Raw genomic sequence first — 16871 nt, forward strand, 5'->3', positions numbered from 1 at the left:
CTCACTCACCTTGTTGCTCCTTTGGCGGGCAGTGCGCCACAAACATCGCCCCTGCGGCAGCCGCCGCTTTCAATAGCGCCGGGTCGGCAGGAAGCGCGACATCGCCCGGACTACCGCCTGAGTTCAGGTTGATTGCTGGCCCCTTGATATCAACGCCGCCGGCATGAACAACGACAAAACTCCCTCCCACTCTGAGCGTTAACTTGCTGCCGCTTTGCAACGTGAGATCGCCGTTGCTATCCACGCTGAAGACGCCGCTGATTTTCTGCGCCAGATCGCCCTTAACCTGTACTCCCCAATCCCCTTCCGTTAGCGACTGGCTATTACCGGTGATTTTATGGTGTTGATCGCCTTCCACCGTAATCTTACGGTCATGGGCCACCACCAGTTCATCATCATGTCCGATACTTATCGTCCGGTTATAGTCCACCCGTTCATCTTTGGAGTTCAGTACCCGCACCGCCATGTTTTTCTGCGCATGAAGAAAGATTTCTTCGTTGTCGGTCGCATCCTCAAAACTCAGTTCATTAAAACCTTTCCCTTTATGCGTTTGAGAGCGCAGCGTGGTGCGCGTCTTGTTGGCGGGCAGCGGGTACGGCGGCCTATTGGCGGCGTGAAAGGTGCACCCTGTCACAATCGGCTGGTCCGGGTCGCCTTCCAGGAAGCTGACGATGACTTCGTGGCCGATGCGCGGGATGGCGATCAGACCGTACTGGCCGCCCGCCCAACCCTGGCTGACCCGTACCCAGCAGGAGCTTTGGTCATTGCTGGCGCCGTAGCGGTCCCACGGGAATTGCAGCTTCACCCGCCCATGTTCGTCGCAGTAGATTTCTTCTCCCGCCGGGCCGACCACGGTGGCGATTTGCGGGCCATCCACCATCGGCTTGTACGGCAGGTCGGCGCGCCAGGTGCGTTTGGCGCTGATAACCTCGAAGCTATTGCTGTAGGTGGTCGGTTCGCCGCCGCTTTCCTCTTCCAGCGCCTGCGGCTGTTGCCCGCTGTGTGTGATGGCGACCAGTTGCCAGCCGGTATTGAGTGTCGGGTTGGGGTGTTCGGTCAGTTGAAAGGTGCTGCCCGGCATCAGCATGGCGGCATTGGATTCGCCCGCGCCGCCCATCGCGCCCGCCCTTAACGCGTCCAGCCGATAGCCGGTAAACGCCTTGCCACTCGGGTCTTGCTTGAAGCGGCCGGGGTAGTCGAAGTGCTGATAGCTCTCCCGCTGATGCGCCAGGTCGTTGCTCATCTTACGGTGCAGCAGGCCGTAGGCCGGGGTTTTGAAGCTGTAATCCTTGAGGGCCACCTCTGCCGTGCTGACCTGCTCGGCGTAGCGGAAGCGACGGACGTACTCGCCTTCGCTCAGGCCCTGCGTGGCGAGGTTGAAGAACAGTTCGGGGCCTTTGGCCAACGCCCCGGCATCGTCGGCAAAGACCACGCGGTGCTTGCCCGCTTCAAATTCGTGGAAGAAATACAGCCCTTCCTCGGCGGCCAGTCGGGTGATAAAGGCTAAATCGCTTTCCCGGTATTGCACGCAGTATTCACGCGAGGCGTGGTCATGGCGTAAGGCAAAGGCATAATCGGTAATGCCGGACTCTTCCAGCAATGTGGCGATGATGGCTTCGGGTTTGTGCGCCTGAAAAATGCGGGCATTGGTGCGTAACCCCAGTCGCCACAGCGCCGGGCGCACCTCGGCCTGATAGCGGGTGCGGCGAAAGCCGGTATCACCCTGCGTAAAGCCGCTGACGATACCGCTGACCCGGCGTTTAAGTTCGCCCTCATACCAGATGAGCAACTCGCACGGCTGGTCGAGTACCGCGCCGAAATCTACATCCGGTAACGCGCTGGCCAGACTAAGCGACAGGCCGAACGGGCGATTCAGCGCTTCGCTGAGCTGAAAATCCACCACGACAAACGTGCTTTCGGGCAGGGCGCCGACCTTAACCGTGAACTGTAATCCTGTACTGTTTGCCACCTGTCCTCTCCTTTTCCCCTCGCTATAACCATGGCTACCGCACGTGCCGCGCTTTCCGGCGCGGCACGTTGATTGTCATGATGAAATCGGCGTGTTTATGTAGGTTTGCTCATCCTATTGCTCTGATAAAGCCGCGAGTTGCCGACACGCCAGCCTCGGTAAATTCCGCCGTGGAAAAACGCGTAGAGGATTGAGCCTGATCGGCGAGCCTACCTGTCTATGTGGGAAGAAAGCATAGCAAGGGGTTCCCGGTGTTAATAACGTAAAAAAAGGGCTAAAAACAAGCAAACCGATTGATTAATAATAAAATAATTAATTAGCTATTAATTTGGTGGATAAATTATGGCGTAATGATTTGAAGGGAGAAAAGCGTAAATCCTATCGTGGATAGACAGGTAAGGATAAGCAGATGGAGGCTTCCCAATCAGTCGGCCTAATCGGGAAGAAGTTAAGGCGAGGAGGGTTAATCCGCGTTTGCCTTTTGCGGCTGGCGGTAGCGGGTTAGCCAGTCGCTAATACGTTGTTTTTGCGCGCTATCGAGGCGCATACCCAGTTTGGTGCGGCGCCAGATGATGTCGTCTAACGTACAGGCCCACTCTTTTTCGACCAGATAACGCAGTTCCGCTTCGTACAGGCCATGACCGAAATCCTCGCCCAGATCGCCGACACTTTGCGCGTTTGCCAGGATCAATTCGCTGTTTGACCCATAGGTGCGGCTATAACGACGCGCCAGGGATTCTGGTAAATTGAAGCGTCGGCGTAACGCAGCCGCGTAGTCGTCACGCGTGCCGGCAATGTCGCCGCCCGGCAAGACGGCGTTTTTGGTCCAGGCTTTCCCCGCCTGCGGATAATATTTGTGCAGCTTGTCCAGCGCGTGTTCCGCCAGCTTACGGTACGTCGTCAGTTTGCCGCCAAACACGGAAAGCAGCGGAGCCTGGCCGTGCTCATCCTCCACCGATAACGTGTAATCGCGGGTGATCGCCTGCGGCGAGTCGGACTCATCATCACAGAGCGGACGCACGCCGGAGTATGTCCAGACGATATCGTCACGCGTGAGTTGCCGCTTGAAGTGGTCGTTATACACATCCAGCAGGTAGCTCACTTCGCTGTCATCGATCTTCACTGCGCGTGGGTCGCCTTTATATTCGACGTCAGTGGTACCGATGATTGAGTAGTCATCCTGCCACGGAATCACAAAGACAATACGATGATCTTTGTTTTGCAGAATATAGGCCTGCGGCTGGTTGTGGACTTTTGGCACCACAATGTGGCTGCCCTTAATCAACCGAATGCCATACGGTGATTTCAATTGCAGGCCATCATCAAAGAATTCTTTGACCCACGGGCCAGTGGCATTGACCAGCCCTTTCGCGCGCCAGGTCAGCGTTTCGCCGGTCAATGAATCAACGGCATCGACAACCCAGACGCCCTGCTCTCGGCGAGCGCGGGTGACTTTGGTGCGGGTGCGAACGTCCCCGCCGCGTTTTATGACTTCCTGCGCGTTTAACACCACCAGACGCGCATCGTCTACCCAGCAATCCGAATATTCGAAGCCTTGCTTTAACTCAGGTTTAAGTACGGAGTCGGCGCCGAATTTCAGCCCTTTACTGGCTGGCAGACTAACGCGTTTGCCGAGGTTATCGTACATGAACAGGCCGATACGAATCATCCAGGCCGGGCGCAGATGCGGCTGATGAGGTAAACGAAAACGCATCGGGAAAATAATGTGCGGGGCCATTTTCAGCAGCGTTTCTCGTTCGGATAGCGCTTCGCTGACCAGACGAAATTCATAGTGTTCAAGGTAACGCAGGCCGCCGTGAATCAACTTAGAGCTGGCAGAGGAGGTAGCGCAAGCGAGATCCTGCGCCTCTAACAGCAAAACGGACAACCCACGCCCAGCCGCATCTGCGGCGATACCCGCCCCATTTATTCCGCCGCCGATAACGATGAGATCTTTGGTTTCCACGCTTTTTCCTCCAGCCTCGAATAAATCATAATGTTCGTTTTCGAGCATTATGATAATCGAAAACCAACAAACCAGCCAATGATTAACCAGATAAAAACATTTATGCGTGATAGAGTTAACAATGTAATGAAATTGTTACATGAAAAGCCGATGTATTACGGCGCTTTACCCGTTTACCGGCCTACTGATAGGATAAATAACCTTATAATCCTCTGGGTTTTATGCGGCATAAGGCGGGTTACAATGAGACCAGTTATCCATTATTAACAAGGTTGTCACTTTCAATGGAACAATTTGAAGCGATTAGCATTGAGCAAGCCCGTTCTCGTTGGCAAGAGGGTGCCGTTATCGTTGATATTCGCGATCCACAGAGCTTTGCGACGGCACATGTTCCCGGAGCCATGCATCTGACCAACGAGACACTCTCCGATTTTGTGCACAACACTGACGTTAACGAACCGATTATGGTCATGTGCTACCACGGCATTAGCAGTCGCAATGCGGCGCAGTACCTGATTAGCCTGGGTTTTGATTCCGTGTACAGTATCGATGGCGGTTTCGAGGCTTGGCAAACTCACTATCCGCAAGACACACAGACACAAACTTGATCGCATAATGATTCGTCTTTTTATTATTATGTTCCTCACTTAATCCACTGACTGGCGCTTTCCTTATGATGATTCGTGTGATTACGCTTTCCAACCCGCGTGTGGCGCAGGCATTTGTCGATTATATGCATACGCAGCAGATTCACCTGGAAATGCAACGCAAGGGACACGACGCCGAGCTGTGGCTGGAGGATGAAACGCAACTGGGCAAGGTTCAGGAAGCGCTGGCGGTTTTTTTACAAGATCCGACCCATCCGCGTTATCAGGCCGCCAGTTGGCAAACTGGTTCGATGGATACGGGTATTCGTTACCAACGCTATTCTTACCTGCAAACGCTGAAACAAAAGGCCGGGCCGCTGACCTTGTCCGTGATGGTCGTCACCATAGCGGTATTCATCCTGATGCAAATTTCAGGCTATGGGCCAGTGATGGCGTGGCTGGCATTCCCGGCAGCAGGGCAGCAATTCGAGTTGTGGCGCTGGTTTAGTCATGCTTTGTTGCACTTTTCCTTACTGCATATTTTGTTCAATCTGATGTGGTGGTGGTATTTGGGCGGGCCAGTTGAAAAAGGGCTGGGGAGCGGCAAACTGCTGACCATTACGTTGGTGTCTGCTCTGGTCAGCGGCTGGGCGCAGTCCTGGTTTAGCGGTGCGGATTTTGGCGGCCTTTCTGGTGTGGTTTATGCCCTGATGGGATATGTCTGGCTACGAGGCGAGCGGGAGCCTGATGGTATCCTATCGATGCCTCGTAGTCTGATGGTTTTCGCGTTACTGTGGCTGGTCGCCGGATATTTCGATATTTTAGGCATGTCGATCGCGAATGCGGCGCATGTGGCTGGGCTGGTGACCGGGCTATTGATGGCCTTTTGGGACACCTATAATAAAAATCCCCGATAAATCGGGGGCCTTAGGGGATTAATGTGAAACAGACACAACGGCATGACGCCATTATTGAACTGGTGCGTCGGCAGGGGTATGTCAGCACTGAAGAGTTGGTGGAACATTTTGCGGTGAGCCCGCAGACCATCCGTCGCGACCTGAACGATTTGGCCGAACAGAATAAAATCCATCGCCATCATGGGGGGGCCGCTTTGCCATCCAGCTCGGTGAACACCGCTTACCATGACCGTAAAATGATGTGGTCTGATGAGAAAGCGCGTATTGCCCGGCAGGTCGCCAGCCAGATTCCCGACGGCGCCACATTGTTTATCGACATTGGCACCACGCCAGAAGCGGTGGCTTATGCGCTAATGCAGCATAAGGATCTGCGTGTGGTCACCAATAACCTGAATGTGGCTACGTTGTTGACCGCCAAAGAGGACTTTCGGCTGATTCTGGCAGGCGGAGAAGTACGTACCAGGGACGGCGGCATTATGGGAGAAGCAACACTGGATTTTATTTCCCAGTTTCGTCTGGATTACGGCATTTTGGGGATTAGTGGTATTGACATGGATGGGTCATTACTGGAGTTTGATTACCACGAGGTGCGTACAAAGCGGGCGATTATTGAAAATTCCCGCTGCGTTATGTTGGTGACGGATCACTCCAAGTTTGGCCGCAATGCAATGGTGAACCTGGGCAACATGGATTTGATCGATTATCTGTTTACCGATCAATCACCTCCACCCAGCGTACTGAAAATTATCGAACACTATAAGGTACAGCTGGAGTTATGTTGAGCCCGGCGTGCCTTTTTATAAGGGGAGGGCGCGATGTCAGGTTCTGCAAAAATAACAGGGTCGTTAACCTATTCATCAGCGGCGAAAAAGCCAGACGCTCTCATGTCGCTGATTTCCTCCCTTCCCTCCTTTATCGTCTTTAATGTGCAAATCGAGCGATGTCATGAATATAAACGCCAGCATTTGAATCTGCTTCATATCCCCACGCTATATCGTCAATTGCGCGACAATCCGCATCTGGATATAGTGCCGCACGTCTTTTTGTTCGGCGACAAAGCGGTGCCGGGCGATGCACTAGCGAAAAACAGCATTAATGCCATGAATCGGGTTACAGCGGTCATTAATCCAGATCGTCGTATGAACGATCGTCTGAAGGTTATTTTCCACCTGATTATCGCGTCTCGCTGGCTGCGCAGATCATTCCTGCCGCAGCGATGTCCAAGCAGATTTCAACGGCGGATACAAAAGCATCTGGCACCGGCAATATGAAACTGGCGCCGAACGGGGTGCTGTGCTGAATAACGCCTGAATGGGGATGTTTAGCACGGATAGGGCGATTCATGATTATCAGACGCGCATTTGGCAATGCGTATCGTTAGGAGTAAGGAGGGGGTGTTCAAGGTGGATAAACTGGCAAGCCAGCAGACGGGTATCGCGGAGAGCTATACCGATGCCTATGGCAAAGAGCACATTGTTGTAGCCGCGATCAGAAACCGCATTCAGGCAATGATGGATGTTGACGGCGGCCGTGCGCCTTTGCCGCCGGTTTGCGTCTTTTTACAAGGCCGGGATGCACTCATTGAGCTTGCTGGTAATGGCGAATTCCTCTGGACGCTGATGTATGAAAACGGCGGCCAAATTCAAGGGCAGATCACAGGCGGTTCAACGTTAGCACTACCGGGTGTGCTGCCACTGGGTTATCACTATCTGACGCTAACGCAGGCCGACCAGCGTTGGAGCTGTCGGATTATTGTCGCACCGCACCGCTGCTACGAGCCTGAAGCCTTGCAGCAGGGGAAACGCTGGTGGGGCGTTACCGTCCAGCTTTACACCTTACGCTCACAGCACAACTGGGGCGTGGGCGATTTTGGCGATCTGCGTCAGTTGGTGGAACAGGTCGCCCGGCGCGGTGGCGCATTTGTGGGACTAAACCCGCTGCATTCACTGTATCCGGCGCTGCCAGATGCGGCTAGCCCTTACAGCCCATCATCACGCCACTGGCTGAACATGATCTATATCGATGTTAACCGTGTCGATGATTTTCAACAGAGCGAGGAAGCACAGGAATGGTGGCGTCGTGAAGAGACACAAAGCGCGATTACCACGCTGCGGGCGGGGCGCTGGGTCGATTATGGACCGGTAACAGAGCTTAAGTTAGCCGCCTTGCGGCTGGCTTACCGCTATTTCTCGACGCGCAGTGCATTGGATCCGCGGATTAGCGCCTTTCGCCAATTTGTGGTGAGCGGCGGGCAGAGCCTGCAACGTCAGGCGACATTCGATGCACTACAGGCTTACCTGAAAAAACAGGGCGAGAATTATGCGGACTGGCACCAGTGGCCCGCCCGCTATCATGACGTTCACAGCGAAACGGTCATCGCATTCCGGCGTGCACATAGCGAGGAGATTACCTTTTATAGCTGGTTGCAATGGGTAGCCCATGAACAATTAGCGGATTGCTATGCGCACAGTAAACAGCTTGGCTTGCCGCTAGGGCTATATCGTGATTTAGCCGTAGGCGTCTCACAAGGTGGGGCGGAAACCTGGGACGAGCGACAGTTATACTGTCTGGACGCCTCTATCGGGGCGCCGCCGGATCCGTTGGGGCCACAGGGGCAAAATTGGCAGCTTGCTCCGATGAACCCCACGATGATGCAGCTCCGAGGCTATCAACCTTTTATCGACGTTCTGCGTAGCAACATGGCGCACTGTGGCGCATTGCGCCTCGATCATGTGATGTCGCTTTTTCGTCTGTGGTGGATACCTAAGGCCGAGCCAGCGGATAATGGCGCTTATGTTTATTACCCAATCGACGATCTCCTGGCGGTACTGGCGTTGGAAAGCCAGCGCCATCGTTGCCTGATTATCGGCGAGGATTTAGGCACGGTACCGCCAGAACTCGTCCGCAAATTGCAGAACTTCGGCATTTATTCCTACAAAGTACTGTTTTTTGAAAAGGACGAAGAAAACCATTTCCGCTCTCCGGAGGATTATCCGCGTCAGTCGATGGCAACCATTACGACACACGATCTTCCGACGCTACGCGGTTACTGGCAGGCGGTAGATTTATCGCTTGGACGAGAATTAGGACTATACCCGGAGGAAGCGCTATTACGGGAGCAGATGCAACAACGCGAAAAAGCAAAACAGGGGCTGCTCGACGCCTTACACGCGTTCGGATTATTACCGCAGCGCGTTGGTCGCAACTCGGCGCTGACGACGATGGGCGCACCGTTGAGCCGCGGAGTCCATCGCTATATTGCCGATAGCGCGAGTGCATTAGTGGCGTTCCAGTTGGAGGATTGGCTGGATATGGCTACGCCAGTCAATGTACCAGGCACCCACCGCGAATACCCCAACTGGCGTCGTAAACTTACGCGCCCACTGGAGTCGATCTTCACCGATCGCTGTCTTGAACGGTTGGTGAGGGATGTGGATTTGCGTCGTGGCGTACCGCTAAAAGCGCAGAAGACCTAAAGTATCACGTACCACGCCTCCCCGACATCGGGGAGGAACAAGGTCAATCAACTGAGGAAAAAATTAAGAGAAAAGGATTAATAGTAGGAGTGTTCGCCGCGCTGATGTTCGGTGAGATCCCTCACGCCTTTCAGTTCAGGGAATTTTTCCAACAATTCTTTCTCAATCCCCTCTTTCAGGGTGTAATCCACCATAGAGCAGCCATTACAACCGCCGCCAAATTGCAGAATCGCCAAACCGTCATCGGTAATCTCCATCAGCGTAACGCGGCCACCGTGACCGGCTAACTGCGGGTTGATCTGTGATTGCAACACATACTCGACGCGCTCAATCAGCGGCGCATCGTCATCAACTTTACGCATTTTCGCGTTCGGCGCTTTCAGCGTAAGCTGAGACCCTAATTGGTCGGTAACGAAATCGATTTCAGCATCTTCCAGATACGGCGCGCTGAGTTCGTCCACGTAAGCGGAGATCTTATCGAACTTCAGTTCGGTATCGCTGGCCTCTACGGCATCCGGTGGGCAATACGAGACGCCGCACTCGGCATTTGGCGTACCAGGGTTGATCACAAATACGCGGATCTGTGTGCCTTCTTCCTGTTTTGCCAACAGTTTCAGGAAATGCTCCTGAGCAGCATCGGTAATATGGATCATAATAGTAAGCTCAATAGTTGACTGTACTTGTCGGTTATAATACGCCCATCCTCCCTTCGACTACAAGGTGCGGCATACGCACCAGATTTGGACGCCAGCCGCGCCCTGCGCCAGCAGCAGGCGGCTGATCTCTGCGACGGTGCTGCCTGTCGTGACCACATCATCCACCACAACCACCTGCTGCCCTGACAGCGAAACATCACAAGAAAAAGCGCCTCGCAGGTTGCGCCGCCGCGCACCAGCGCTGAGCGTTTGCTGTAACGGCGTGCGTCGGGTACGCCGCAACTCACGTGGATCGTAAGCACAGTGTAACCACCGGGCAAGAGGACGAGCGAGCAGTTCGGTCTGATTGAAGCCCCGCCGCCATTGGCGATCTCGGTGCAAAGGGACAGTGAACAGGTGGTCAGGGCGAAACAGCAGATTGGGAACGGCGCATTTTCGCTCGCGGTAGGCCGTCTGCCAGCGCAATAACAGTTGCCGCGCAAGTACCGCCGCCAGTTCGGTTCTCGCGTGGAATTTAAACTGCTTCAATAATGTGTTGAACGGCGGCGCATAGTCGCTGATAAAAGTCATTGATTGCCAGGGCGGCGGATTGAGCAAACACCGTCCGCATTGGCGTGTCGGATCGCCGGCGGGCAAGCCACAGCGCGGGCAGCAAAGCGGAACACGCGGTAAATGGCGCTGACAATAGGTACAAATGCCCTGTTGGCTGAGGTGAAGCGGCAATAAGCATAGCCAGCAACGTGCGGCGATGGTTAACATAGTTTTTCCCTCAATAGGGGTTTCATTGAAATATTCTCCTGGATGCGAGCGTCAAGGAGCTGAGAAAGGAAGATAGCGGATGGCAGCATTGTATTGGCAGACTGAAGGTTCAGGAAAGAGAGATCTTGTGTTGCTGCACGGATGGGGACTGAATGCACAAGTATGGCAGAGCCTGGTGCCGCGACTCGCCCCGCATTTTCGTCTGCATCGGGTCGATTTGCCGGGGTATGGCAGGAGTCAGGGATTTGGGCCGATGTCGCTGGGTGATATGGCCGAGCAGGTGCTGCGGTCAGCGCCGGAATGCGCCGTGTGGCTGGGGTGGTCACTGGGTGGACTCGTTGCCAGTCAGATTGCGCTGCGCGCACCTGAGCGGGTGCAAAAGCTGATTACCGTGGCATCATCGCCCTGTTTTAGCGCGCAGGACGGCTGGCCCGGTATTAAACCGAGCGTATTACAAGGCTTTCAGCAGCAGCTCAGCGAGGATTTTCAACGCACGATCGAGCGGTTTCTGGCGCTGCAAACGCTAGGAACGGCGAGTGCGCGTCAGGATGCCCGACGCTTAAAAAGCGTGGTGCTGGAGCAGCCGATGCCGACCGTCGCGGTATTAAACGGTGGGCTGACAATCTTGCGCGAAACAGATTTACGCCAGCCGTTAACCGACCTGACCATACCCTTCCTGCGCCTCTATGGTGCCTTAGACGGTCTGGTGCCGCGTAAGGTCGCCGGATTGCTGGATGTCCAATGGCCGAATTCGATATCGGTCATCGTGCCCAAGGCCGCGCATGCGCCGTTTATTTCGCATCCCGATATTTTTACCGAGCGGGTCATCGCGTTTGCAGCAGCATAGCCGACGATAATTTACATTTTCTCCTCAATTTCTCCACGATTTAGCCGCCGTTGGCAGGTAAGGTAATCTGGCAACCTATATGCAGGTAATCTCTGGATGCAGGCTATCTCTGGGTCGAGCGCATCCTATTGCGATCGAACATCTGTTGTGATCGCGCCTAATTAATAAGTAGGCTGTCCGTAAAACGGCTACATCTAAACATGGCTGAGGAGTATAGAAGCGATGGCGAATTTCTTTGTCGACCGTCCTATTTTTGCGTGGGTGCTGGCTATACTTCTCAGCCTGGGCGGCATATTGGCGGTTACATCATTGCCGCTGGAACAATATCCCGACCTGGCGCCGCCGAGCGTGCGGATCACGGCAAACTACCCTGGCGCATCGGCGCAGACGGTAGAAAATACCGTGACACAGGTTATCGAGCAGAGCATGACCGGGCTGGATAACCTGATGTACATGTCCTCCAACAGCAGCAATAACGGGCAAGCCCGCATCATGCTCACCTTCGAGGCGGGCACCGATCCCGATGAAGCTCGTCAGCAGGTACAGAATCAGCTTCAATCTGCCATCCGCAAACTACCGCAGGACGTGCAGCAGCAGGGCGTCACCGTCAGTAAAACCGGCGACACCAATATCCTCATGGTGGCGTTTGTCTCTACCGATGGCAGCATGGATAAACAGGACATCGCCGATTATGTCGCCACGAATATTCAGGAACCAATTAGTCGTATCAGCGGTGTGGGCGAAGTAGATGCTTACGGCTCGCAGTATGCGATGCGCATCTGGCTGGATCCGGCCAAGTTAATGGAATATGCGCTAACGACCAGCGACGTGGTGCAGGCGATCGAATCACAGAACAGCCAGGTTTCCGTGGGGCAGGTCGGCGGTGTACCTTCGGTAGACAATCAGGCACTTAACGCCACCATCAACGCGCAATCGCTGTTACAAACGCCGCAGCAGTTTCGTGATATCACGCTGCGCGTCAATCAAGACGGCTCTGCCGTCACGCTGGGCAATGTCGCACAAGTGGAACTTGGCGCCGAACGTTACGATTTTCTCAGCCGTTTCAACGGTCAGCCTGCGTCCGGTCTGGGAGTGAAACTGGCATCCGGCGCGAATGAACTGGAAACCGATACGCGCGTCAGAGAGCGTATTGCAGAACTGGCGCCGTTCTTTCCTCATGGGCTGGAAGCCAAAATCGCCTTCGAAACCTCTCCCTTTGTTAAAGCGTCAATTACGGATGTCGTGAAAACGCTGTTTGAAGCGGTGCTGTTAGTCTTTTTAGTGATGTATCTGTTTTTGCAGAATTTTCGCGCCACACTCATTCCTACGATTGCCGTACCGGTGGTATTACTCGGGACATTTGCCGTGCTATACCTCTGCGGATTCAGCCTCAATACGCTAACCATGTTCGCGATGGTGCTGGCGATTGGCTTGCTAGTGGACGACGCCATTGTGGTGGTAGAGAACGTAGAGCGAGTCATGAGTGAGGAAGGGCTCTCGCCACGAGAGGCAACGCGCAAATCAATGGGCCAGGTGCAGGGAGCGCTGATCGGGATTGCACTGGTGCTGTCCGCTGTATTTGTGCCCATGGCCTTCTTTGGCGGCACGACGGGAGCCATTTACCGCCAGTTTTCCATCACGATCGTGACATCGATGATTCTGTCAGTGCTGGTTGCAATGATCCTGACGCCTGCGCTGTGCGCGACACTACTCAAGCCGCTGGCTAAAGGACAGCACCATGACCGTAAGGGGTTCTTCGGCTGGTTTAACCGAAGCTTCACCCGTACATCGCTGAAATACGAACGCGGTGTAGGCAAGATTTTGCTTCATAGCGGGCGCTGGCTACTGTTGTACATGGGCATCATCGGCGTAATGATTTTTTTATTTTTCCGCCTGCCGACGTCATTTCTGCCGCAGGAAGATCGGGGCATATTCACCACGCAAGTCCAGCTACCGCCCGGTTCAACACAACAGCAGACCTTACAGGTGGTCAACAAGATTGAGCAGTACTATCTCACGCAGGAAAAAGACACGGTGACATCGGTGTTCTCCACCATTGGATCTGGGCCGGGGGGCAATGGGCAGAATGTGGCGCGGCTGTTCGTGCGGCTCAAAGACTGGAGTGAACGCACCACGCCAGAGAGTTCGTCGTTTGCCGTGATCGAACGCGCCACCAAAGCATTTCGCCATATTAAGGAAGCCCGCGTATTCGCCAGTAGCCCGCCGTCCATTAATGGACTAGGGAGTGCGGCGGGTTTTGCTATGCGATTGCAGGATCGCGGCGGGTTGGGGCACGATGCGCTGATGGCGGCACGGGATCAACTGTTGAGCATGGCCGACGGCAACCCTGAACTGACACGCGTGCGTCACAATGGGCTGGATGACGGCGCACAACTGCGGATTCATATCGATCAGCGCAAGGCTCAAGCGCTGGGTGTCTCGGTGGATGACATTAATAACACGTTAAAAACGGGATGGGGATCAACCTATGTCAATGATTTCCTGGATCGTGGTCGTGTGAAAAAAGTCTATGTTCAGGCGGCAGCGAAATTCCGTATGCTGCCGGATGATATCAGTAAGTGGTACGTGCGTAACAACCGCGGCGGCATGGTGCCGTTTAGCGCCTTTGCACAAACCGACTGGGAAACCGGATCGCCGCGTCTTGAGCGTTACAACGGTTATTCATCACTGGAGATTGTCGGTGAAGCAATGCCGGGCGTGAGTACCGGAACGGCGATGGCGGTGATGGAATCGCTGGTGGCCAAGCTACCACAAGGTTTTGGTTTAGAGTGGACGGGGATGTCGTTGCAGGAACGCTTGAGCGGAGCGCAAGCACCAGCGCTCTATGCCATTTCGCTGCTGGTGGTGTTCCTGTGTTTGGCGGCATTGTATGAAAGCTGGACGGTGCCGTTTTCCGTCATGCTGGTGGTGCCTATGGGCGTGCTGGGCGCGCTGGCGGCAACTCTGGCGCGCGGGTTAGAGAACGATGTCTATTTCCAGGTTGGGCTATTGACGGTGGTGGGGCTCTCGGCGAAGAACGCCATTCTAATTGTGGAATTCGCCAACGAGATGAACCAGAAAGGGAAAGACCTGGTTGACGCCACGCTGGAGGCCTCGCGTCAGCGGTTACGACCCATTTTAATGACGTCGCTGGCCTTTATTTTCGGCGTGCTACCGATGGCGACCAGCAGCGGCGCCGGCTCTGCCAGCCAGCATGCGGTGGGAACGGGCGTGATCGGCGGCATGTTAGCCGCCACCTTTCTCGCCATCTTCTTCGTACCGCTATTTTTTGTCGTGGTACGCCGCCGGTTTCCGTTGAAGGATAAGGCGCACTAGAACTATGTCACTAGAACTATGTACAGATGCAATAATTTAGAATGAAGGTCATCAAACTGTAAGAAAAGGTAACTACGTTATGTTCTGCTAAACTACGCAACCAAGGACATAACAATGAACGCTCGCTGGTTACTACCTTTACTGATTTCAGCCGCGCTGCCGGGAATAGCGCAGGCTCAGGCTATTTACCCCATTGATCGCGCAACCATGTTGGCAGGTGGGAAATTCGATTTTAAAGTTGAATTTGATGAAGTGCTCAAGCCACAAGATGTCCGTATCCTGATCAACGGCAAAGATTACCAAGAGGTGCTGGGAAAAACGGCTTCGTTTGTCGAACGTGAGGATGGCGGGAATGCCTCCACGATTTGGGTGCGCGACGTAACACTGCCAGAAGCAGGCAAGTACGTGGTAGAAGCGCAAGCCAAAGGCAAAAAGACCCAGGTAAACTGGGAAGTTTATTCGACGACTGGCACACGTAAAGCCAAGAACGTCATTCTGTTTATCGGCGATGGCTTATCTGTCGCACACCGTACCGGCGCACGTATCCTTTCCAAAGGGATAACGGAAGGGAAAGCGGATGGCCGTCTGGCTATGGATGACCTGCAATACATGGCGTTTGGTGGGACATCCAGTACCGATTCGATTGCCGCCGACAGCGCCAATACCATGAGCGCCTATATGACCGGGCACAAATCCGGGGTGAACGCGCTGGGCGTGTATGTCAGCCGTAGCAAAAACTCGCTGGATCACCCGAAGCAGGAAACGTTGGGTGAGTTGCTGACCCGCTCGACCAAGATGTCGATTGGCGTCGTCAGCGACGCTGAACTGGAAGATGCCACACCGGCCGCCGTGGTTTCTCATACTCGCCGTCGCGCCGACAAAGCCGAAATCGTCGAGATGTTCTACAACGTGAAACCCACCGTTATGCTGGGCGGCGGCTCGGCTTACTTCCTGCCGAAAAGCACGCCGGGTTCGAAACGTAAAGATGAAACCAACTACGTCGAAAAATTCCAGCAGGCAGGTTACACCCTGGTGACCGATGCAGATTCACTGAAGAAGAACGCGGCACAAGCGACCAAGCTGTTGGGGCTGTTCCACACCGGTAATATGGATGGCGTGATGGATCGTCGCTTCCTGAAAAACGATGTGACTAAGAAATTCCCTAACCAACCGGATCTCACGGACATGACGCAGGCCGCGCTGGATGTGTTGTCCAAAAATCAGGACGGCTTCTTCCTGATGGTCGAATCCGCACTGATCGACAAAGCCTCTCACCCGCTGGATTGGGAGCGTGCGTTTACCAATACCATCATGCTGGATCAGTCTGTCGCTATCGCCAAGAAATTCGCGGAGAAAAATCCCGATACTATGATCATCGTGACCGGTGACCATACGCACGGCCTGTCGATCATCGGTACAGTTGATGACAACAAGCCTGGCACCGACATGCGTGAGAAGGTTGGCGTCTATGAAGATGCTGGCTATCCCAACTATAAAGATGCCAATAATGACGGCTACCCAGATGATTTGAACGTCTCCAAGCGTCTGGCGGTGTTCTTCAACAACTATCCTGACTACTACGAAACCTTCCGTCCGAAACTGGATGGCCAGTTCGTCCCGGCTATCAAGAACGAAAAAGACGAATATGTTGCCAATAAGGCCTACGAGAACGTACCGGGCGCGGTCTTCCGTGAAGGGATCCTGCCACGCTCTACCGATACCGGCGTTCATGCCGTTGACGATATGGTGATCCAGGCTAGTGGCCCCGGTGCTGAACGCATTCGTGGCTACATGGAAAACACCGAACTGTTCCGCGTGATTGTTGATGCGCTGGCCGTCAAACCACAAGACAAACAGTAATTCTACGACGCGATGAATAAAGCGACATGTAGCAAAGCGGGGGCCACCCCGCTTTTATTCTCTTGGCTGCATAGCCTGCTGCTGGTGTTCTTCCTCACCGGGGGGACATCCGTTAACGCAGCACAGCCTGAACTCTCATTCGACAAACTGTACGCGTCTTACAGCGTGCTGGGCCTGGAATTTTCCGATGACGTCAAGGCGTTTTCCGGTCAACGGGTAACAATGCGCGGTTTTATGGCCCCCCCACTCAAGGCTGAGTCCCAATTCTTTGTCCTCACCAAAATGCCAATGGCGCTATGCCCGTTCTGCTCATCCGACGCCGATTGGCCGGAAGATATTGTTGTTGTCTATCTGGCCAAACGCCAGACCTTCGTACAGAACAACACCATGATTGAGGTCGAAGGCATATTGGAGCATGGATCGTGGACCGATCCTGAAACGGGTTTTGTCAGCCTGCTGCGGCTACGTGAAGCCACGTTCGATACCCTTTAGGAGCGC

At 54.2% G+C, this 16871-nt stretch carries 12 protein-coding genes and 1 pseudogene; 9 read left to right on the forward strand and 4 right to left on the reverse strand.

Annotation, left to right across the window (positions count from 1 at the left end; translation table 11 throughout):
- Position 1 precedes the first annotated feature (1 nt).
- Together RFN81_RS17460 and glpD are read right to left on the reverse strand one after the other, a co-directional pair.
- On the reverse strand, positions 2-1969 hold the full coding sequence (locus RFN81_RS17460) for a type VI secretion system tip protein VgrG (RefSeq protein WP_264497014.1): 1968 nt from the start codon (positions 1967-1969) through the stop codon (positions 2-4).
- A 463-nt stretch (positions 1970-2432) separates the two neighbouring features.
- A complete protein-coding gene (gene glpD, locus RFN81_RS17465; protein WP_264497015.1) occupies positions 2433-3935 on the reverse strand; it encodes a glycerol-3-phosphate dehydrogenase in 1503 nt (500 codons plus the stop codon).
- A gap of 284 nt (positions 3936-4219) precedes the next feature.
- Here glpD and glpE point away from each other — a divergent pair, with 284 nt between their 5' ends.
- The 5 genes and pseudogenes from glpE to malQ all read left to right on the forward strand — a co-directional run bounded on the left by glpE (position 4220) and on the right by malQ (position 8915).
- Positions 4220-4543, forward strand: a complete 324-nt coding sequence (gene glpE, locus RFN81_RS17470; protein ID WP_264497016.1) for a thiosulfate sulfurtransferase GlpE — start codon at positions 4220-4222, stop codon at positions 4541-4543.
- A gap of 65 nt (positions 4544-4608) precedes the next feature.
- Entirely contained in the window at positions 4609-5439 is an 831-nt protein-coding gene (glpG, locus tag RFN81_RS17475) for a rhomboid family intramembrane serine protease GlpG (protein ID WP_264497017.1), read from the forward strand.
- A gap of 23 nt (positions 5440-5462) precedes the next feature.
- Entirely contained in the window at positions 5463-6221 is a 759-nt protein-coding gene (locus RFN81_RS17480; RefSeq protein ID WP_264497018.1) for a DeoR/GlpR family transcriptional regulator, read from the forward strand.
- 135 nt (positions 6222-6356) lie between these two features.
- Positions 6357-6733: pseudogene (locus RFN81_RS17485) on the forward strand (glycogen/starch/alpha-glucan phosphorylase); the annotation flags it as partial.
- Between the two features lie 100 nt (positions 6734-6833).
- Complete coding sequence (gene malQ, locus RFN81_RS17490) at positions 6834-8915, forward strand: 4-alpha-glucanotransferase (RefSeq protein ID WP_264497019.1); 2082 nt, start codon at positions 6834-6836, stop codon at positions 8913-8915.
- A gap of 77 nt (positions 8916-8992) precedes the next feature.
- Here malQ and nfuA read toward each other — a convergent pair whose 3' ends face one another.
- Positions 8993-9568 carry a Fe-S biogenesis protein NfuA gene (nfuA, locus tag RFN81_RS17495; RefSeq protein WP_264497020.1) on the reverse strand — a complete coding sequence of 192 codons (576 nt, stop codon included), beginning with the start codon at positions 9566-9568 and terminating at the stop codon, positions 8993-8995.
- Between the two features lie 60 nt (positions 9569-9628).
- Positions 9629-10330 carry a DNA utilization protein GntX gene (gntX, locus tag RFN81_RS17500; protein WP_264497021.1) on the reverse strand — a complete coding sequence of 234 codons (702 nt, stop codon included), beginning with the start codon at positions 10328-10330 and terminating at the stop codon, positions 9629-9631.
- 79 nt (positions 10331-10409) lie between these two features.
- Here gntX and bioH point away from each other — a divergent pair, with 79 nt between their 5' ends.
- From bioH to RFN81_RS17520, 4 genes are all read left to right on the forward strand, one after another.
- Entirely contained in the window at positions 10410-11177 is a 768-nt protein-coding gene (gene bioH, locus RFN81_RS17505; RefSeq protein ID WP_264497022.1) for a pimeloyl-ACP methyl ester esterase BioH, read from the forward strand.
- Positions 11178-11399: 222 nt separating this feature from the next.
- A complete protein-coding gene (acrD, locus tag RFN81_RS17510) occupies positions 11400-14513 on the forward strand; it encodes a multidrug efflux RND transporter permease AcrD (protein WP_264497023.1) in 3114 nt (1037 codons plus the stop codon).
- A 114-nt stretch (positions 14514-14627) separates the two neighbouring features.
- The gene (locus RFN81_RS17515) at positions 14628-16373 is read left to right on the forward strand and encodes an alkaline phosphatase (protein WP_264497024.1); all 1746 of its coding nucleotides are present in this window, start codon (positions 14628-14630) and stop codon (positions 16371-16373) included.
- Between the two features lie 12 nt (positions 16374-16385).
- A complete protein-coding gene (locus RFN81_RS17520) occupies positions 16386-16865 on the forward strand; it encodes a hypothetical protein (protein WP_264497025.1) in 480 nt (159 codons plus the stop codon).
- The last annotated feature ends 6 nt before the right edge of the window (positions 16866-16871 follow it).

The organism is Pectobacterium cacticida (assembly GCF_036885195.1).
In the GTDB taxonomy this organism is placed as follows: domain Bacteria; phylum Pseudomonadota; class Gammaproteobacteria; order Enterobacterales; family Enterobacteriaceae; genus Pectobacterium; species Pectobacterium cacticida.